The organism is Brevundimonas sp. (genome assembly GCF_016463485.1).
Lineage (GTDB): Bacteria > Pseudomonadota > Alphaproteobacteria > Caulobacterales > Caulobacteraceae > Brevundimonas.
Genome location: NZ_JAEMRD010000066.1, coordinates 1 through 17,628 on the forward strand (window position 1 = coordinate 1; position 17,628 = coordinate 17,628).

The window sequence follows — 17,628 nt, forward strand, 5'->3', positions numbered from 1 at the left end:
GCCGTCGACCGCGTCGCCACCATCTCGGCCGAGAAGAGCCGGTCGGTGAAGCTGGCGTTCGAGCTGGACCGCGTCACCCTGACGGTGCGCAACATGGAGGCCGGCCAGGGCGTCGAGGAGGTCGAGATCGGCTATTCCGACGACCCGTTCGAGATCGGCTTCAACGCCCGCTACCTGCTCGACGTCGCCGGCCAGATCACCGGCGACAACGCCACCTTCATGTTCGCCGACCCGGCTTCGCCGACGCTGGTGCTCGATCCGGGTGATCCGGGGGTTCAGTACGTGCTGATGCCGCTGAGGGTTTAAGCCCCCCACTCCGCTCACCCCGGCGAAAGCCGGGGCCCAGTGCTTTTGCAAGTCACGGGAGAATGAGTTGGCCTTCTACACCTACATCGTCGCCAGCAAGCGCAACGGGACCCTCTACGTCGGCTCAACGGACAGCATCGTCAAACGAACCGGCGAGCATCGCGAAGGGCTGCGAAAAGGGTTCACCAAGAAATACGGTGTTCACATCCTGGTCTGGTACGAAGTTCAAGAAACCCGTCCAGCCGCATTTCGCCGGGAGCGCCAGATCACGGAATGGAAACGCGTCTGGAAGCTGGAACTGATCGAGAAATCGAATCCGGGCTGGACCGATCTGTGGGACGGCTTCTGGACGATCGACGGCGTCTGAACAAAAGGACTGGGTCCCGGCTTTCGCCGGGATGAGCGGAAATTTTTGAGCATCCAGTCACTCACCCTCACCGACTTCCGGTCCTACGCCTCCGCCACCCTCCCCGTGGGCAGCGGCCCCGTGGTGCTGCATGGGCCGAACGGAGCGGGGAAGACCAATCTGCTGGAGGCGCTGAGCCTGTTCACGCCGGGTCGGGGGCTGCGCTCCGCGACGGCGCAGGAGATGGGGCGCAGGGAGCCCGGCGAGGCGGTCGGGCGGGCCTGGGCGGTGGCGCTGACGCTGGACGGCGGGGATGGCGAGGAGATCCGGCTCGGCACGGGGACGCAGGCGGCAGGGGCCAGTCGGCGGATCGTGCGGATCGACGGGGAGACGGCGCAGCCGGGGCGGTTCCTGGATTTTCTGCGGCCGGTCTGGGCGACGCCGGAGCAGGATCGGCTGTTCTCGGACGCGCGGGCGGATCGGCTGAAATTCTTCGATAGGCTGGTGTTCGCCGCCGACCCCGATCATGCGAGCATCGTGTCGGGATACGAGAAGGCGCTGCGCGAGCGGTTGCGGCTGCTGACCGACGGGGTCGAGCATGGGCGCGCGGCCGATCCCCTGTGGCTGGATGCGCTGGAGGCGCGGCTGGGCGAGACGGGGGCGCGGGCGGCGGTGGCGCGGGCCGGGGCGCTGGGCGCGCTTCAGGCCGGGATCGACGACCGGGGCGACCGGCCGTTTCCTCAGGCGGACCTTGGTCTGACCGGCGAGGCCGAACAGGCGGCGCTGGACGGGGCCGGCGAGGAGGCCATCGCCGCCGCCATCCGGGACGGTATGGCGCGGTCGCGGGGACGGGATGCGGCGTCCGGCCGGTCCCTGTTCGGGCCGCACCGCTCGGACCTGACCGCCCTGCACCGCGAAAAACGCCGCCCGGCCGCCGAGGGGTCGTCGGGCGAGCAGAAGGCCCTGGTGCTGAACCTGATCCTGGCCCAGGTGACCCGGCTGAAGTCAGCCAGTGCAAATGGGGGAGGCGGGGCACCCCCGGTCCTGTTGCTGGACGAGGCTCCGGCCCACCTCGACACCCGCCGCCGCGCCGCCCTGTTCGACGAGATCGAGGCCCTGGGCTTGCAGGCCTTCATGACCGGGACCGAGGCGTTGCTGTTCGAGGAGCTGAAGGGCCGGGCGCGGTTCGTGCGGGTCGAGGGCGGAGCGTTGATCGACTGATCCTCCATGCGCAGGGGGAGAAGGACATTTCGACTTGTCCGACGCAACCAGCGAGCCACCGACTTCACCCCCTTGGCCAGCCCCCTGCACGGCTGAGCGCGCTCGGTGCCGGGCGGCCGATCTTCTCGCCGATCCAGCGGGCCGTGGCGATCAGGGCGTCCAGATCGTAGCCGGTCGAATAACCAGCGCGCTCCAGCATATAGACCAGGTCTTCGGTCGCGACATTTCCGGTCGCCCCGGGCGCAAACGGACAGCCACCGATCCCGCCGACCGAGGCGTCCAGAACATCGATCCCGGCCTCGACCCCTGCATAGGCGTTGCCCAGGCCGGTGTTCCTGGTGTCGTGGAAATGCAGTCTCAAGGGCGTGTCGCGCGCTGCCTTGCGGGCCGCTTCGACGACGCGGGTCACGGCCCAGGGATCGGCGACACCGATCGTGTCCGCCAAGGCGATCTCGTCCACCCCCAGCTCGGCGATCCGGCCGACCAGATCGGCGACCTGTTCGACCGAGACCTCGCCGTCGAACGGACACCCCCAGACGCAGCTGATCGTCGCCGACAACGACGGCGTCGCATCGCGATCGCCACCCGAATTGGCTCGTCCGGCGACGATCCCCGCCAGCATCTCGACCTGGCCGTCGACAGTCAGGCCTGCGTTCTTGAGCCCGAAGCCGTCGCTGGCGCTGAGCGACACATTGACCTCGTCCACCGTCGTGCCCAGCGCCCGGTCATAGCCCTTGCCGTTCAGGACCAGGCCGATCCGGCTGCGCCCCGCAGCCTTGGGCAGGGCGGCCATGACCTCCTCGGCGCCGGCCATCTGGGGCACGTATTTCGGGTGGACGAAGCTGACGGCCTCGATCCGTGTCGCCCCCGCCGCCTCCAGCCTGCGGACCAGTTCGACCCGGACGGCGGGTTCGAGGATCGCCTTCTCGTTCTGCAATCCGTCGCGGGCCCCCACCTCGACGATCTGTATCGGGCGCGGGCTCATCGCCCGGGCTCCAGGACTGTCGTGGCGGGCGGGCGTTGAGGCGCATAGATCGTCAGGGCCACGTCGTCGCCGGTCGAATAGTTGTGGCCCCGCACCGTCGAGACCGCGCGGCCGACCGCCCCGATATCGGCCATCGCGACGCGGAAGGCCTCGGCATCCCGGGCCTCGACGACGGCGGGACGGCCCTCCGACAGGGCCCTGGCCGCCCCCGCGGCGTCGGTCAGTTCGGTGTCGCGCCCGGTCAGGAAGACGAACGACGGCTCGTGGAAGGTGGTGATCGCCACCGGCCCCGGCGTCAGACCCTGATCGGGGGCCAGCCCGGCCTTGTCGAGCGCCTTCTCGAGCTGGGGCGAGACCGACAGCGGCCGCAGTTGCCTCAGCGTCCCCGCCAGCGCCGCATGGGCCAGGACGCCGAACAGGATGGACACCAGCAGGGCCGACACGGCCGCCCGGTTGATCAGCACGAAGGCTCCCCCCGCTCCGGCCGCCACGGCGCACAGGATGGTCAGGGCCGCCCAGGTCTGGGCCGTCGAGGTGCCATAGACCGTCAGGCCATAGACGGTGACGCCACAGATCAGGAAGGCGGCCCAGACGCTTAAGCCGGCTCCGATCCGCCGACTGATCGTCCCGATCGGCCGGCTCAGGGCGGCGGCCATCAGCAGGGCGATCGCTCCGAAAGTCGGCAATGTGTAGTGCCACAGCTTGGTCGGGGCGATCTCGAAGATCAGCCAGGCCGGAACCAGCCAGCAGACCATGAACCGCACCGCAGGCTCGGCCCGCCGATGCCAACCCGTCGACAGGGCGGCCGGAAGCAGAAGCGTCGCGGGGAACAGCAGCAGGGGTGCCAGCACCGCGTACATTCCGGGGAAACCGCCATGACTTTCCTGGGCCCCGGTGATCTTGCCGCCCAGGTCGTGGCCGACCGCCTCTCGCCAGAAGCCACCGTCCGTGGCGATGGTGATGGCGATGGCCCAGGGCCCGACGATCAGGGCCACCAGCGGAAGTCCCCAGCCCCAGCCCAGCCGGCGCATCCAGCGGACGTCCCGGTCCCAGATCGACAGCATGGCCATGGCCGGGGCCACGACGATCAGCCCGATCGGCCCCTTGATCAGGATCGACAGGCCCAGCCCCGCCCAGAACAGGAATTTGTGATGTCGCTTCGGCAGTTCACCGGCCCGCGTCGCCATGTAGATTCGTGCCAGTGCCGCCATCGACAGGGTCACCGCCCCGCACAGCATGGCGTCCGTCTTGGCGATCCCGGCCTCGGACGACAGCAGGAAGCAGGTCCCCAGGATGGCTCCCGCCAGAAACCCTGCCCTCTGGCCGAACAGCGCCGCCCCGGCCCAGGCACAGGCGAAGGCCGCCAGCATGGCTCCGAGCAGGGACGGCAACCGGTACGGCGCGATCTGGCGCGCCTCGGGGTCAGACGTCAGGGAGACGGCGACGGCCTGCATCCAGTAGATGGCGACCGGCTTCTTCCAGCGCGGCTCGTCCTGGAAGCGGATGTCGACGTAATCGCCGCTCTCCAGCATCTGGGACGTGGCCTGGGCATAGCGGCTCTCGTCGCGATCCAGCGGCGGCAGCAGCAACAGGCTGGGCAGACCCGCGATCAGGGTCACGAGCGCGGCCAGCAAGAGTCCGCGCCAGCCGGCGATATGGCGATCCAGGTTCGGGCGCGTCATGGGGCCATTCCTAACACGCGCCAATATCGTTTACACAGCCGACATGAACAGCGACGTCAGCCCCCAGATTTCCGTGGTCGTGCCGGTCCACGACGAGTCCGGTGCCGCCGGTCCCCTGGCGCGCGAAATCGCCACGGCCTTTGCCGGCCGATCCTACGAGATGATCTTCGTGGACGATGCCAGCCGCGATTCGACCCTGGCCGAATTGCGTGCCCTTCAGGCCGAACTGCCGGACTTGCGGGTTCTGGCGCACAGCACCAATGCAGGCCAGAGCCGGGCGGTACGCACCGGCGTCCTGGCCGCGCGCGGCGACATCGTCGTCACCTTGGACGGCGACGGCCAGAACCCGCCCCACGACGCGCCCCGTCTGGTCGACGCCCTTCTGGCCGCCCCGGCCAGCGTCGCCCTGGTCGGCGGCGTCCGCGCCAAACGCCAGGATACGGGCGCCAAGCGCTGGGCCTCGCTGTGGGCCAATCGGATCCGCAAGAACCTGCTGGGCGACGACGCCGACGACACCGGTTGCGGGCTGAAGGCGTTCCGCCGCGAGGTCTTCCTGCGCCTGCCCTATTTCGATCACATCCACCGCTATCTGCCGGCCCTGATGATCCGAGAGGGCTTCGAGAACCGCTACCTCGACGTCGACCACCGCCATCGCGAGGTCGGCCGGTCGAAATACACAAACTGGGGACGGCTGATGGCGTCCTTCTCGGATTTGCTGGGTGTCATGTGGCTGAAGACGCGGTCGCGGCGGCCGGGGGCGGTCAGCGAGTTCTGAGCGCATTCCCCATCCGGGCGACCAACCGTAGCGGTTCGCCGGGAACCGGGTTATCGTTAATCGACCCTGCCGAAGGATGCCGCCATGCTGATCGCCCTGCCGCTGCTGCTGATCCCGGTGGTGCTCTACAATATCGTCATCCTGTTCGGCGCGACAGGCGGGGGCGGCATGGCCCAGGCGGATGCGATCCTGCGCGATCCGATCTTCTCGGTGCCGATGACGTCGGGCGCGAACTGGAACGTGGGGGTCGGCGACCTGATCCTGTTCCTGTCGCTGATCCTGCTGTTCTTCGAGCTTCTGAAATCGACGTCCAGCCAGAAGGTCGCGATCGTCAATCACGCCCTGTCGCTGATCGTGTTCGTGGTCTGCCTGGTCGAGTTCCTGCTGATTCGGGGCTTCGCCACCTCCACCTTCTTCCTGATCGTGACCATGGTCATGCTGGACGTCCTGGCCGGCTTCATCGTGACGATCATCGCCGCCCGGAAGGATCTGGACTTCGGCGCGGGCGGGTAGCCCCAAACCCGTCATCCTCGGGCTTGACCCGAGGATCGGACCATCCGCCAATTCGGTCAGATGGCTTTCAAGATCACGCTGACGTCATCTCACTGCCTGCCGAAAATCCGATCCTCGGGTCAAGCCCGAGGATGACGGGGTCAAAGCGTCTCCACCGTCAGATTCCCGTTGGTGTAGACGCAGATGCTCGCCGCGATCGCCATCGACTTGCGGGCGATCGCCTCGGCGTCGAGGTCGGAGTTCTGCAACAGGGCCAGGGCCGCCGACAGGGCGTAGTTGCCGCCTGACCCCACCGCCGCCACGCCGTGCTCGGGCTCAAGCACATCGCCGACCCCGGTCACGGTGAAGATGGACGTCGCGTCCGCGACCAGCAGCATCGCCTCCAGCCGCCTCAGATACCGGTCCGTCCGCCAGTCCTTGGCCAGGTCGACGCAGGCCCGCGCCAGTTGGTCGGGATATTGCTCCAGCTTGGCCTCGAGCCGCTCGATCAAGGTGAAGGCGTCGGCCGTGGCCCCGGCGAATCCCGCCAGCACCTTGCTGCCCGCCAGGACGCGGACCTTGCGCGCCGCTCCCTTGACGATGGTCGGCCCCATCGAGACCTGGCCGTCGCCGGCGATGACCGTGCGGCCGTCCTTGCGCACCGCCAGGATGGTCGTGCCGTGCCAGCCGGGGCCGGAGGGAATGTCGTTGTGGGTCATGATGCTCAGATGGCGACCGAAATGCGGCGGTGCAAGCGGGTTGCGGAGCAATTTCAACGAGCGGCGGTAGGCTTAAAATAGCCCAAGACAACGATTACCCTGGCAGGAACGTCCCTAGAACTCGACAAGATTGAGAAGCGACATGCTCACCCGTCTGATGTTGACTGCCGAAATGGTGGGCACGGCCGGTCGGTCAACCTGGTCGATCGCCGAGATTCTCGGCGCGTCGGATGCCAGCAACCGTCGCGACCACATCTGCAGCGCCATGCTTCTGTTTGACGGCCGGATGGTTCAGGTCGTCGAGGGCAAGCGCCTTGATGTCGACAGGATGCTTCGCAGGATGCAGGCCGATCCCAGGATGAAGGGTCTCCGTGTTATGGCCGACACGCCGATCCACAGCCGCCTCCTGACCGAAGCGGCGGGCTACTGCCACCAACCGGCCGAGACCCTGTCAAAGGTCGGCCTGACAGATCTCGAACTGCTGACCGTGCGCGACGTCGAAGCCATGCTGGACTACCGTCAGGCGGCCTGAGCCATCCCTGTCGCACCGGGGCCTGACATCGCGACTGCCACGCCCTAGAAGCAGGCGTGCCCCAGTTCACCGATAACGACGTCGAACGCTATGCCCGCCATCTTGTGCTCGCCGAAATCGGCGGCCCGGGGCAGCAGAAGCTGGCCGCCGCCCGGGTGCTGATCGTCGGCGCAGGCGGGGTCGGAGGTCCGGCGGCCCTGTATCTGGCTGCGGCCGGCGTCGGAACCCTGACCCTCGTCGATCCGGACACGGTCGCCCTGTCCAATCTGCAACGCCAGATCCTGTTCACCGGCGACGACATCGGCCGCCCCAAGGTCGAGGCCGGCGCCGACCGTCTGACCGCCCTCAACCCCCGGGTCCATATCGAGACCGTGGCCGGGTCGCTGACCGCCGCCAATGCCCGCGCCCTGATCGCCGGTCACCACGTCGTTCTGGACGGCACCGACGATTTCCAAACCCGGTTCGCCGTCAACGCCGCCTGTGTCGCCGAAGATGTACCGCTGGTGTCCGGCGCCCTGGGCCGCTGGTCGGGTCAGGTCGGCGTCTTCACCGGTCGCCCCTGTTATCAGTGCCTGGTCCCCGAAATCCCGCCCGACGCCGAGACCTGCGCCCGCGTGGGCGTCGTCGGTGCCCTGGCCGGAGTGGTCGGGGCCATGGCGGCGCTGGAGGCTATCAAGCTGATCACCGGCGCGGGCGAGCCCCTGACCGGTCGGCTGATGCTGTACGAAGGTCTCTCAGCCACAGCGCGCACCGTGCGGATTACCGCCGACCCGGACTGCCCGGTCTGTTGTGGATCGCGCTGATCAGGCGAAAGCCCGGGTCAGCAGCGCCACATAGCGGCCCATCAGTTCCTGCTCCTTGTCGTCCTCCCAATCGGCGTGGCCGGCGTCGTTGACCTCGACGAACTCGACCCGCTTTCCCGCGTCGCGCAGGGCGGCGTTCAGGCGACGTGTCTGCGTCACCGGCACGATCGGATCATCGGTGCCGTGGACCAGGAAGACGGGACAGGCGATTTCGGCAACGCGCCGACGCGGTGATGCCGCCGACAGTCTGTCGTCATCGACGCCGAGCACGCCGATCCGCTTGGACCAGAAATCGAAGATCTCCTGCCCCGGGGTGTCGTCCTGTCGCTTCTCCCATTCAAGGATATCGGGAAGATCCGAAACGCCGCAGATCGAGATGGCGGCCCTGTACAGGCCGGGCGTCTTCACCGCCCCCATCATGGCCGCGTAACCGCCGTAGCTGGTTCCCATGATAGCGACCCTGCGCCCGTCCAGCCCGCGCGCTGAGATCGCATCGGCCACAGCGTCCTCGATATCCTCCTGCATCCGGTCGCCCCAGCGGCCCCAGCCCTGTTTGGCGAAGGCCAGGCCGTAGCCACCCGACCCCCGAAAGTTCGGCTGCAGCACCCACCAGCCCTGGGCGGCCAGGACCTGGGCCTGTCGATCCCAGTTTCTCAGATCCCTTGCCTCTGGCCCGCCGTGGGCAAGCACGACGAGCGGGCCGGGCCGCCGGGACGGCGGGGCGGTCAGATAGGCCTCGATCTCGGCACCGTCCCGTGTGCGGACCTTGAGGACTTCTCCTGGCCCCAGACGCGCAGCGTCCAGAGTTTGGCGCGCGCCGACATTGACGATTTTCTGCGCCGCCCGATCGTAGAAATACCAGGCACCCGGCTCGCGCGGGCCCGTTACGCGGGCGATCAAGCGGTTGCGCGACACATCCACGTCCGTGAAGTAGACGTCGCAGTCATCCTCGAAGAAGCGGTTCAGGGCCCGGTGATGGGCGGCCAGGGCCGGCTCGGCGAAGGCGTATTCCAGACGGTCCCCGTAGTAGGCCGCCCCCAGATAGCGCCCGGCGGAATCCTTCAATCCGTACAGGACATCACGTCCGGCCCGGGCCGAGATGGGCGGCCCGAAGGCCAGGGTCGCCAGATCCAGTTCCCGGATCGTCTCAACATCCTCCTCGCCCGTCCGGGCGCTGACCAGGACGATGCCCGGCCGATCGGTGCCCCCCACGAACGAGAAGTCGGGCGCATCGATGAAGCGGGTGCGTCGCACCAGGGTCCATTCAGTCTGGCCGGGGGCGCGGGCGTAGACGCTTTCCAGGGTGCCGCGCGCGTTGATGTCGTGGCGCAGCACGGCCTGGCCGTTCAGGGTGTCCCAGCGAAAGGTGCCGGAATTGCCCCGCTCCAGCCGCTCGGCCGTGCCGTCGTTGATATCGGCCCGATACAGCGCCAGGAACCCGCCGGGCTCATAGGCCAGCATCAGGACGTGGTCGGGGTCACTCGGCAAAAGATCGACGATCTGACCCAGATCGAGGTTGCCTCGCGCGCGGCTGCGTTCGCCTTCAAACAGGGTGACCCGGGCCCCGCTGTCGATGTCGATCGAGACGATGCGCCGGTTCCACAGCTCGCCGCCGCCGGTACGGATATTGGAACCGGTCGACGTGCGCCGACCGATCTCCAGCTTGGTGACGACGCGGATCAGAAGGCGGCGGTCGTTGCCCCAGTAGACCCGCTCGACGTCAATCGGTCCCAGGTCGATACGGCGAGCCTGGCCTTCGGGATCGGCGGCATCGAGAACGTCGACGACCGCATGCGGGGCCTCCGTCGTTCCGAGCTGTTCGACCACGGCGATGCGGGTGCCCGACGGCGACATGGCCACGCCGCGCGTCCGGTCGGGTTTGAAGAAGTCCGCGAGGGCGTAGGGCGCTCCCCCCTGCATGGGCGCGGCCTGAACCCTACCGGCTTGTGTGATCCCCACGCCGCCGACGGCGAGCGCCAGAACCATCTCGCGCCGGGACAGACCCGTCATCGTTTTACTCAAGGACATCGGACACCCCCTCAACTCATGGGTGCAGCGAGCCGCAAGGCGGGCGCGACGTCAAGCTCGAAAGCCCCCCGTTTCAGAGCATCGCCGGGATGACCCGGTCCGGCGGCCGATGCTGGTTCTGGTAGGTCATGACGTTCAGGATCACCCGGTCACCCATGTCCTGCCGCGCCTCCAGCGTTGCCGAGCCGAGATGGGGCAGGAGGACCACATTGGGATGGGCCAGCAGGCCGGGATGGATCGCCGGCTCGTTCTCGAACACGTCCAGGCCGACACCATAGACCCCGCGCCGGGCCACCGCCTCGGAAAGGGCGGCCTCGTCGATCAGTTCGCCGCGCGCGGTGTTGATCAGGATGGCGTGGGGCTGGAGACGGGCCAGGCGGTCGGCGTTCAGCAGGTGGTGGGTCTCCTTCGTCGCCGGACAGTTCAGCGACACCACGTCCATCCGGGCCAGCATCTCGTCCAGATCGTCCCACCAGGTCGCGCCCAGCTCCTCCTCGATCCGGGGGCTGACGGGCTTTCGGTTATGATAGTGGACCTGCATGCCGAAGGCCTTGGCGCGACGGGCCAGGGCCTGGCCGATCCGGCCCATGCCGACGATGCCCAGCCGCTTGCCCCACAGTTTGCGTCCGCACATCCAGGTCGGGGTCCAGCCCTCGAACTGACCGGCGGCGACGACTTGGGCCCCCTCGACGATACGGCGGCTGACGGCCAGGATCAGGGCCATGCCCAGGTCGGCGGTGTCCTCGGTCAAGACGCCGGGGGTATTGGTGACGATAATGCCCCGGGCCACGGCAGCATCGATATCGATATGATCCACCCCGGCCCCGAAATTGGCGATCATCTTCAGCTGTTCGCCGGCCCCGTTGATCAGGGCGGCGTCGATCTCGTCGGTGATGGTGGGGACCAGGACGTCGGCGCGCTGCACGGCTGCTTCCAGCGCTGCCCGGTCCATGGGCTTGTCCTTGAGGTTTAGCTCGGCGTCGAACAACTCGCGCATACGGGTTTCTACCGCATCCGGGAGGCGCCTGGTTAACACGACCTTAAGCTTGCGGGTGGACATGGATTCCCTGGGTTTCACGAGGCGAGGGTCGGCATCCGGCCCCGCCCGCCGCGACGGATCGACAAGGGTGTCTAGCAAAGCATCGCCACGGTTCCAAAGCGCCGATGAGGCCGCTGCCTCCGAAACCGTCGATTCGGCGGGTCGTCGCCCGGCCCGCGCCGCCGTTCCGGCCATGGTGGTGGGTGCGATGGCCCTGATGTGTCTGGCCGCCGCCCAGGCCGCAGCCGTCATGCCCGACGGCCGCCCCACCCCCAGCCGACAGCCTGTGCCGCGCTGGCTGACCCTCAAGTCCGACGAGGTTCGCGCCCGCCAGGGGCCGGGGGCCGACTATCGCATCCTGTGGGAATACCGCGCCGCGGGCCTGCCGGTTCAGGTGGTCGCCGAAACCCGCGAGTGGCGCAAGGTCTGCGACCCGGACGGGGCCGTCGCCTGGATCCACCGCAGCGTCCTGTCGGGCCGCCGGGGAGCGTTCAACATCTCCGCCGAAGAGACGCCGATCCACGCGGGTCGATCCGAGACCTCGCCCGTCCGCGCCCGGCTCTCGCCGCGGTCGGTGGTGTCGCTGGACGACTGCGAGAGCGGCTGGTGCCACGTCGGCGGGCGCAAGGCCAACGGCTGGGTGTCCGAAGCCCGCATCTTCGGCGGGGCCACCCGGGCGCTGTGCGATGCCAACCGGGCGGCGGGAGCGGCACCGGCTCGCTGATCGAGAAGGTTGAGCCGGTTCCCTTCGTCGTGTAGGCCCACGCGACACAATCGGAGCCTTCCGCCTTGAGTCAGTCGCAATATCCGTCCTCGTTCGACCACGCGGCCCTGTTGGCCTCGGGCCGCGGCGAGCTGTTCGGTCCCGGCAACGCCCAGCTTCCGGCGCCGCCCATGCTGATGTTCGACCGGATCACCCAGATCAGCGGCGACGGTGGCGAGCACGGCAAGGGCTATATGGAGGCCGAGCTGGATATCCATCCCGACCTCTGGTTCTTCCAGTGCCACTTCATCAACGACCCGGTCATGCCGGGCTGCCTGGGCCTGGACGCCATGTGGCAGCTGGTCGGCTTTTATCTGGGCTGGATCGGCGGGCCGGGACGCGGCCGTGCGCTCGGCGTCGGCGAGGTGAAGTTCACCGGCCAGGTCACTCCCGACATCAAGAAGGTCACCTACAAGATCACGCTGAAGCGGGTCATCAACCGCAAACTGGTCATGGGCATCGCCGACGGGGTGATGGAAGCCGACGGCGTCCCCATCTATACCGCCACGGACATGCGCGTCGGCCTGTTCGGCGCCGATCAGAAGGCCGCCGAGCCCGTCGTCGGCTAACCACACCATAACCGCGATCAACGCGGACACTGAAGCGAAGGAAACCTCATGCGGCGTGTCGTCGTCACCGGGCTGGGTATCGTCTCCTCCATCGGGACCGGACAGGAAGAGGTCACGGCCTCCCTGAGGTCGGCGCGCTCCGGCGTCGTCGCGGCGCCCGATCATGTCAAATACGGGTTTCGGTCCCAGGTCTGGGCCCCGCCCTCGCTGGGCGTTACGGCCGAGGACTGGGCGCCTCTGGTCGATCGCCGTGCCGCGCGGTTTCTGGCCAACGGCACGGCCTGGGGTCACATCGCCTTCGAGGAGGCCCTGAAGGACTCGGGCATGACGCCTGAGGAGATCCGCGACGACCGGATCGGCCTGATCGTCGGGGAGGGCGGTCCCTCGACCCAGGTCATCCTGCAAGCCGCCCAGACCACGATCGAACGCGGCGCGCCCAAGCGGATCGGGCCGTTCGCCGTGCCCAAGGCCATGGCCTCGGGGCCGTCGGCCGTGCTGTCGACCTGGTTCCAGATGCGCGGGGTCAACTATTCGATCTCCTCGGCCTGCGCGACCTCGGCCCACTGCATCGGGGCGGCGGCCGAACAGATCCAGCTGGGCAAGCAGGACGTGGTCTTCGCCGGCGGTGTCGAGGACATCGACTGGTCCATGTCCAACATGTTCGACGCGATGGGGGCCATGTCTTCGGACTTCAACGCCACGCCCTCGGTCGCTTCCAGAGCCTATGACGCCGCCCGCGACGGCTTCGTCATCGCCGGTGGCGCGGGCATCGTGGTCGTCGAGGAGTACGAGCGGGCCGTGGCCCGGGGTGCCAGGATCTATGCCGAGATCGTGGGCTATGGTGCCAACTCGGACGGCTACGACATGGTCGCGCCGTCGGGCGAGGGTGCCCAGCGGTGCATGAAGATCGCCATGGACCAGGCGGGCGGTCGCAAGATCGACTATCTGAACCCGCACGGCACCTCGACCCCGGTCGGGGACTCCAAGGAGATGGAGGCCGTCCGCGCCGTGTTCGGCGACGCCATGCCCCTGATCTCCTCGACCAAGTCGCTGACGGGCCACTCGCTCGGCGCGGCGGGGGCCCAGGAGGCGATCTACAGCCTCTTGATGCTGGCCAACGGCTTTGCGGCCGAAAGCGCCCATATCGAGACCCTCGACCCCCAGTTCGAGGGCATGCCGATCCTGCGCGAGCGCAAGGACGTCGAGCTGACCACCGTCATGTCCAACAGCTTCGGCTTCGGCGGCACCAACGGGACGCTGATCCTGTCGAAGGTCTGATGGACCGGGCTCTGCTGGCATGAAGGCGGAGCCGTATGACGTCCTGATCGTCGGCGCGGGCGCGGCAGGGATGATGTGTGCCATCGAGGCCGGCCGGCGCGGGCGGCGGGTGCTGGTCGTGGATCACGCGGCCAGGCCCGGCGAGAAGATCCGTATCTCGGGCGGGGGGCGGTGCAACTTCACCAATACGGGGACGACGCCGGCGAACTTCCTGGGTGAGAACCCGCGCTTTGCGGCCTCGGCGCTGAAGCGGTTCAGCCAGCACGACTTCATCGCCATGGTCGACCGGGCGGGCATCGCCTGGCACGAGAAGACACTGGGCCAGTTGTTCTGCGACGACAGCGCCAAACTGATCGTACGGATGCTGACCGAGGCCATGCGGGCGGCAGGGGTGACATTGAAGCTTTCGACCGGCGTCGATGCGGTTGAACGCTCCGGCGAGGGCTGGGCGGCGACCCTGTCGGACGGGGCGCGCGTGACGGCGGCCTCGCTCGTCGTCGCCTCGGGAGGCAAGTCAATCCCCAAGATGGGGGCGACCGGCTGGGGTTACGATCTGGCGCGGCGACATGGCCTGCGCGTCACTGAGACGCGGCCGGCCCTGGTGCCCCTGACGTTCGAGGCGGGGCTGCTGGAGCAGCTGTCGCCCCTGGCGGGGGTCGCGGTCGATGTGGCGGCGACCAATGTCACGACCGAGCGGGAGCGGGCGACGTTCCGCGAGGCCATGCTGTTTACCCACAGGGGCCTGTCGGGTCCGGCCATCCTTCAGATCAGTTCGTACTGGCGCGAGGGCGAGGCGATTACCCTGGCCATGGCCCCCGACCGTGACGTCTACGCCGAGATCAAGGCGGCCAAGGAGGCCAACGGGAAACAGGCGGTCCACACCGCCCTGTCGCAGATCCTGCCCCGGCGGCTGGCCGAGTCGGTCGCGGCGCGGCATGAGGTCGCGGGCAAGCTGGCCGAGATCGGCGACAAGAGGCTGAAGTCCCTGGCCGAGGCGGTCAACGGCTGGACAGTCAAACCGGTCGGTTCGGAGGGGTATCGCGCGGCCGAGGTCACCCTGGGCGGAGTGGCGACCGAGGGCCTGGATCAACAGACGATGCAGGCGATTTCGGTCCCCGGCCTTTATCTGATCGGCGAGGTCGTGGACATCACCGGCTGGCTGGGTGGCTATAATTTCCAGTGGGCCTGGTCGTCGGGCTGGGCCGCCGGACAGGCGTGCTGAGGGCGAGGCCCCAAAGACGGTAACCCGATGTTGACCACCTTGCCGGGTGCTGACGGCTTGCCCCTGGGTGACGCGCACCCTAGCTTGATACAGCGGGACGGGCCCCTCTGGCGCCATTGTCCGGAACGCTTCCCCGGCGGCTTTCCCCCAAGTCCGCCGCGCGGAACCGGACGACAGCGTGATGTCGGACCGCATCGGGTGCGCCCGGCGATAGGCTCGTCTTCATGACGGGCCCGTCCCTGGGCGCACCCGTACATGCTTGGTGGGGCTACCGCGCGTCGCGCTCCTTGAGCCCGAGCGCTAACCCCAACGTTCGACAACCGAGAGGACCTGTATGCCCCTTCTGATGTGCCCCAACGATGACGCTCCGATGCAGACCCTGGAACGGGGCGGCGTCCAGTTCGATATGTGCCCGACCTGTCGCGGCGTCTGGCTGGACCGGGGCGAGCTCGAAAAGCTGATGGAGGGTGCCACGGCCGAAGGCCGCGCCTCGGCACCCCAGGCCGCGCCGCAACCCGCGCCCCAGCCCTATGCGCCACCGCCTCAGCAGCCTTCGCCCTGGGGCGGAGGCGGCTATCGCGAGGAGCGGCCGCGTGACCCCTATCGTAGCGACGACCGCCACCGCGACGACGACTATCGCTACAAGAAGAAAAAGCGCGACAGCATCTTCGACATCTTCGACTGATTTCCTCCCCGTCGCTACGCGTCGGGAAGGAAAGGCAGGTCAGGCCGCCAGACCGACGGCCCTCATCAGCGGCCTGAGCGTTGCCACGGCCTCGGGCGCAGCGCCCAGGGCGGCGCGGGCTTCGGGCGCGCGGAGCATGCGAAGGGTTTCGGCCCTGGCGCGATCGGCGACCGGACCTGTCGGGGATGTTTCCCCGGCCGCCATCCGCAACAGCGCGATCAGCTTCTGGGGCACAGGCGCGGCAGCCCGGCCCATCTGGGCGATCAGTTTCGCCTCTGTCTCCAGAACGCCGCCGACAGCGCCGATGGCACCGTTGATCTGGGCCTCATCATTCTCCGACAGGGCCGAGGCGCGCACCGAGCGTTGCAGGCCGGCCAGGATCAGCAGCTTTTGGGTGATGCGCTGGGGCGAGGCGCGCATCTCGGTCTCGAACCGCAGCGAGGTGACGCAGGCGCTGAGCCAGCGGGAGGCGGCGCGCTTGTTCGCCGGTCCCATGACGTTCTCGCACAGCCGGGTCAGGCTCTCGGCCTCGCACAGCACCGTGTCGCAGGGCACCACATAGGCCTGGACGAAATCGGCGGTGACCAGGCTCTTGGACCGTTCGGTGAAGGCCGCCTGCACTTCTTCAAGACTCAGCAACCGTCCGGCCGTGGCCGTCAGGGCCGTGGCCAGCACGCGCAGGATGTCGATCTCGCCGGCGGCGTCGCTGGGCCTGAGACGGCGCGGGCCCATCAGTTCGCGCAGCACCATCCGCGCCAGGCTGTTGGCCAGGAGCGGGAACTCACCCACCGCCAGGTGCTCGGCCAGCCGGGCCGCCGGTCCCTCGACCGTCGGCATCAGCAGGGCGAAGCGCGGATCACGCGCGATCAGGGCCTCGATCTCGCGCGGGGCGACCATCCGCACCACGGCGGCCAGACTGGCCCCCTGATCGAGGGAGGGGCCCAGCACGTCCGCCAGACTGGTCCGAATGGCCAGCAGCTCGCACAGGAACTGTTCCAGGGCGACCAGGATCAGGGCTCGCGAGGGGCCGTCCTTCGGTGCGATATCGGCCAGGTCCATGGCCAGGCCCAGTCGCGACCGGGCCCCCTTGCCCGCCGCCAGGGCGACGCACAGTACACCCCCCATCACGAAGGCGCGGTCGGGGGTGCCCGCCAGCCTGTGCGCCACCTCGGCCAGGGGCTGATCGGCCAGGTTGGCGAAGACGCGGCGACGACCGGCGGCGATGACCCGCTCCATCGCCTGCTCCGAGAGCTTCTGGTAGTGGCGGATCAGTTCATGCGCGGCCTGGCCCGTGGCCTGGCTTTCCGGGATGGCGACCTTCTGGATGGCGTGCTGGACCTCGACACCCGAAGCCTCCAGCCGCTCGACGAGGTCCGGCCGATGCAGCAGCTCCCAGGCCGTGGCGTTGTTGCGCATCAGCCAGTCTTCCAGCACCCGACCCATCAGGTCGCGGGCATGGGGGGCGTAGAGGTCCTGGGGGCCCAGGCAGTGCGCGACCTGTTGATCGGGATCGACCAGCCGCTTCTTGGGGCCCTCGGGCATTCCCCGGGTCAGGACCGTGACGCTGTTGAAGGCCATGGTTTCGGGGTCGAGGGTCTCCTTGGTGACCCGGACGGCGACCGCACGCTTGTCGCGCAGCACATCCTCGGCCGTTTCGGTGGCGTTGGCCCGGTCCTCGGTCGCCATCAGCAGCGTCCACGGCGAGGGGGCCGTCTTGCGCACGTAGACTTCGTAGTGAACGGGCCCTGCCATCACGCCAGTCTGCACAGGAGGACTTAAGGCGAGGTTTGCGCGTTAATGCTGGCGGCCGGCGGACTGTGGCCGTAATGTCACCGCGATTGCGGGCGAACGGTTACGCTTGCCGTGCGTTGATCACGCCTGACCTGAACCTTCGAGGAGGCCCTGCTTGGCCAATATCACCCTGGTGGACGACGACGAGAACATCGTCGCCTCCGTGTCGCTGGCGCTCGAAAGCCATGGCCACACGGTGGTCGCCTATCATGACGGCGCGACGGGACTGGAGGCGCTGGAGGCCTCGCCGCCCGACCTCGCCATCCTCGACGTCAAGATGCCCCGGATGGACGGGATGGAGGTGCTGCGCCGTCTGCGCCAGACCAGCCAGATCCCCGTCATCATGCTGACCTCCAAGGACGAGGAGATCGACGAGATCCTCGGCTTCAACC

Annotated in this window: 18 protein-coding genes and 1 pseudogene; 13 read left to right on the plus strand and 6 right to left on the minus strand. The window is 68.2% G+C overall.

Translation table 11 applies throughout. From position 1 onward, the window contains the following. The 3 genes and pseudogenes from JHC99_RS10675 to recF all read left to right on the plus strand — a co-directional run. Positions 1 to 306: pseudogene (locus JHC99_RS10675) on the plus strand (DNA polymerase III subunit beta); the annotation flags it as partial. 67 nt (positions 307 to 373) lie between these two features. Further along, positions 374 to 673, plus strand: a complete 300-nt coding sequence (locus JHC99_RS10680; protein ID WP_292154072.1) for a GIY-YIG nuclease family protein — start codon at positions 374 to 376, stop codon at positions 671 to 673. A gap of 45 nt (positions 674 to 718) precedes the next feature. Then, the gene (gene recF, locus JHC99_RS10685) at positions 719 to 1,873 is read left to right on the plus strand and encodes a DNA replication/repair protein RecF (protein ID WP_292154074.1); all 1,155 of its coding nucleotides are present in this window, start codon (positions 719 to 721) and stop codon (positions 1,871 to 1,873) included. Between the two features lie 64 nt (positions 1,874 to 1,937). On the opposite strand, the gene JHC99_RS10690 is transcribed toward recF, so the two are convergent. Together JHC99_RS10690 and JHC99_RS10695 are read right to left on the minus strand one after the other, a co-directional pair. Beyond that, positions 1,938 to 2,858: a hydroxymethylglutaryl-CoA lyase gene (locus tag JHC99_RS10690; protein ID WP_292154076.1), complete on the minus strand. Its 921-nt coding sequence runs from the start codon at positions 2,856 to 2,858 to the stop codon at positions 1,938 to 1,940. Further along, positions 2,855 to 4,540, minus strand: coding sequence for a glycosyltransferase family 39 protein (locus JHC99_RS10695; protein WP_292154077.1), 1,686 nt, complete (start codon positions 4,538 to 4,540; stop codon positions 2,855 to 2,857). The genes JHC99_RS10690 and JHC99_RS10695 overlap by 4 nt, the downstream gene beginning before the upstream one ends. Positions 4,541 to 4,583: 43 nt before the next feature. On the opposite strand from JHC99_RS10695, the gene JHC99_RS10700 reads away from it, so the two are divergent. Continuing rightward, entirely contained in the window at positions 4,584 to 5,315 is a 732-nt protein-coding gene (locus JHC99_RS10700) for a glycosyltransferase family 2 protein (RefSeq protein WP_292154079.1), read from the plus strand. An 84-nt stretch (positions 5,316 to 5,399) separates the two neighbouring features. Further along, positions 5,400 to 5,828 carry a hypothetical protein gene (locus tag JHC99_RS10705; protein WP_271146417.1) on the plus strand — a complete coding sequence of 143 codons (429 nt, stop codon included), beginning with the start codon at positions 5,400 to 5,402 and terminating at the stop codon, positions 5,826 to 5,828. A 140-nt stretch (positions 5,829 to 5,968) separates the two neighbouring features. Here the strand turns inward: JHC99_RS10705 and hslV are convergent, their stop codons facing one another. After that, positions 5,969 to 6,526 (minus strand): ATP-dependent protease subunit HslV, encoded by a 558-nt coding sequence (hslV, locus tag JHC99_RS10710; protein ID WP_292154081.1) that lies wholly within the window; start codon positions 6,524 to 6,526, stop codon positions 5,969 to 5,971. A gap of 142 nt (positions 6,527 to 6,668) precedes the next feature. On the opposite strand from hslV, the gene JHC99_RS10715 reads away from it, so the two are divergent. Both JHC99_RS10715 and moeB read left to right on the plus strand, forming a co-directional pair. Further along, positions 6,669 to 7,058: a BLUF domain-containing protein gene (locus JHC99_RS10715; RefSeq protein ID WP_292154082.1), complete on the plus strand. Its 390-nt coding sequence runs from the start codon at positions 6,669 to 6,671 to the stop codon at positions 7,056 to 7,058. Between the two features lie 56 nt (positions 7,059 to 7,114). Beyond that, on the plus strand, positions 7,115 to 7,861 hold the full coding sequence (gene moeB, locus JHC99_RS10720; RefSeq protein WP_292154084.1) for a molybdopterin-synthase adenylyltransferase MoeB: 747 nt from the start codon (positions 7,115 to 7,117) through the stop codon (positions 7,859 to 7,861). Here the strand turns inward: moeB and JHC99_RS10725 are convergent, their stop codons facing one another. Further along, complete coding sequence (locus JHC99_RS10725; protein ID WP_292154086.1) at positions 7,862 to 9,871, minus strand: alpha/beta fold hydrolase; 2,010 nt, start codon at positions 9,869 to 9,871, stop codon at positions 7,862 to 7,864. It abuts the gene before it with no gap. A 91-nt stretch (positions 9,872 to 9,962) separates the two neighbouring features. Next, complete coding sequence (locus tag JHC99_RS10730; RefSeq protein ID WP_292154088.1) at positions 9,963 to 10,949, minus strand: D-glycerate dehydrogenase; 987 nt, start codon at positions 10,947 to 10,949, stop codon at positions 9,963 to 9,965. A gap of 67 nt (positions 10,950 to 11,016) precedes the next feature. On the opposite strand from JHC99_RS10730, the gene JHC99_RS10735 reads away from it, so the two are divergent. From JHC99_RS10735 to JHC99_RS10755, 5 genes are all read left to right on the plus strand, one after another. After that, positions 11,017 to 11,652 carry an SH3 domain-containing protein gene (locus JHC99_RS10735; protein ID WP_292154090.1) on the plus strand — a complete coding sequence of 212 codons (636 nt, stop codon included), beginning with the start codon at positions 11,017 to 11,019 and terminating at the stop codon, positions 11,650 to 11,652. A 65-nt stretch (positions 11,653 to 11,717) separates the two neighbouring features. Next, on the plus strand, positions 11,718 to 12,260 hold the full coding sequence (gene fabA, locus JHC99_RS10740) for a 3-hydroxyacyl-[acyl-carrier-protein] dehydratase FabA (RefSeq protein ID WP_292154092.1): 543 nt from the start codon (positions 11,718 to 11,720) through the stop codon (positions 12,258 to 12,260). 48 nt (positions 12,261 to 12,308) lie between these two features. Beyond that, on the plus strand, positions 12,309 to 13,538 hold the full coding sequence (fabB, locus tag JHC99_RS10745; protein ID WP_292154094.1) for a beta-ketoacyl-ACP synthase I: 1,230 nt from the start codon (positions 12,309 to 12,311) through the stop codon (positions 13,536 to 13,538). 19 nt (positions 13,539 to 13,557) lie between these two features. Then, positions 13,558 to 14,760 carry an NAD(P)/FAD-dependent oxidoreductase gene (locus JHC99_RS10750; RefSeq protein ID WP_292154096.1) on the plus strand — a complete coding sequence of 401 codons (1,203 nt, stop codon included), beginning with the start codon at positions 13,558 to 13,560 and terminating at the stop codon, positions 14,758 to 14,760. Between the two features lie 334 nt (positions 14,761 to 15,094). After that, positions 15,095 to 15,445: a zf-TFIIB domain-containing protein gene (locus JHC99_RS10755; protein ID WP_292154098.1), complete on the plus strand. Its 351-nt coding sequence runs from the start codon at positions 15,095 to 15,097 to the stop codon at positions 15,443 to 15,445. Positions 15,446 to 15,484: 39 nt separating this feature from the next. On the opposite strand, the gene JHC99_RS10760 is transcribed toward JHC99_RS10755, so the two are convergent. Then, on the minus strand, positions 15,485 to 17,197 hold the full coding sequence (locus JHC99_RS10760; protein WP_292154100.1) for a hypothetical protein: 1,713 nt from the start codon (positions 17,195 to 17,197) through the stop codon (positions 15,485 to 15,487). A gap of 154 nt (positions 17,198 to 17,351) precedes the next feature. Between JHC99_RS10760 and JHC99_RS10765 the strand changes: the two genes are divergently transcribed. Then, a partial coding sequence (locus JHC99_RS10765; RefSeq protein WP_292154102.1) for a response regulator occupies positions 17,352 to 17,628 on the plus strand: 277 nt, incomplete at its 3' end.

What these genes read in the sequence shown, in the direction of transcription:
- JHC99_RS10695 (WP_292154077.1), bottom strand. Translation starts at nt 4,540, where the DNA reads ATGACGCGCCCGAACCTGGATCGCCATATCGCCGGCTGGCGCGGACTC.
- JHC99_RS10760 (WP_292154100.1), bottom strand. Translation starts at nt 17,197, where the DNA reads ATGGCAGGGCCCGTTCACTACGAAGTCTACGTGCGCAAGACGGCCCCC.
- JHC99_RS10725 (WP_292154086.1), bottom strand. Translation starts at nt 9,871, where the DNA reads ATGACGGGTCTGTCCCGGCGCGAGATGGTTCTGGCGCTCGCCGTCGGC.
- JHC99_RS10700 (WP_292154079.1), top strand. Translation starts at nt 4,584, where the DNA reads ATGAACAGCGACGTCAGCCCCCAGATTTCCGTGGTCGTGCCGGTCCAC.
- JHC99_RS10705 (WP_271146417.1), top strand. Translation starts at nt 5,400, where the DNA reads ATGCTGATCGCCCTGCCGCTGCTGCTGATCCCGGTGGTGCTCTACAAT.
- JHC99_RS10755 (WP_292154098.1), top strand. Translation starts at nt 15,095, where the DNA reads ATGCCCCTTCTGATGTGCCCCAACGATGACGCTCCGATGCAGACCCTG.
- JHC99_RS10750 (WP_292154096.1), top strand. Translation starts at nt 13,558, where the DNA reads ATGAAGGCGGAGCCGTATGACGTCCTGATCGTCGGCGCGGGCGCGGCA.
- fabB (WP_292154094.1), top strand. Translation starts at nt 12,309, where the DNA reads ATGCGGCGTGTCGTCGTCACCGGGCTGGGTATCGTCTCCTCCATCGGG.
- JHC99_RS10715 (WP_292154082.1), top strand. Translation starts at nt 6,669, where the DNA reads ATGCTCACCCGTCTGATGTTGACTGCCGAAATGGTGGGCACGGCCGGT.
- JHC99_RS10690 (WP_292154076.1), bottom strand. Translation starts at nt 2,858, where the DNA reads ATGAGCCCGCGCCCGATACAGATCGTCGAGGTGGGGGCCCGCGACGGA.
- hslV (WP_292154081.1), bottom strand. Translation starts at nt 6,526, where the DNA reads ATGACCCACAACGACATTCCCTCCGGCCCCGGCTGGCACGGCACGACC.
- JHC99_RS10730 (WP_292154088.1), bottom strand. Translation starts at nt 10,949, where the DNA reads ATGTCCACCCGCAAGCTTAAGGTCGTGTTAACCAGGCGCCTCCCGGAT.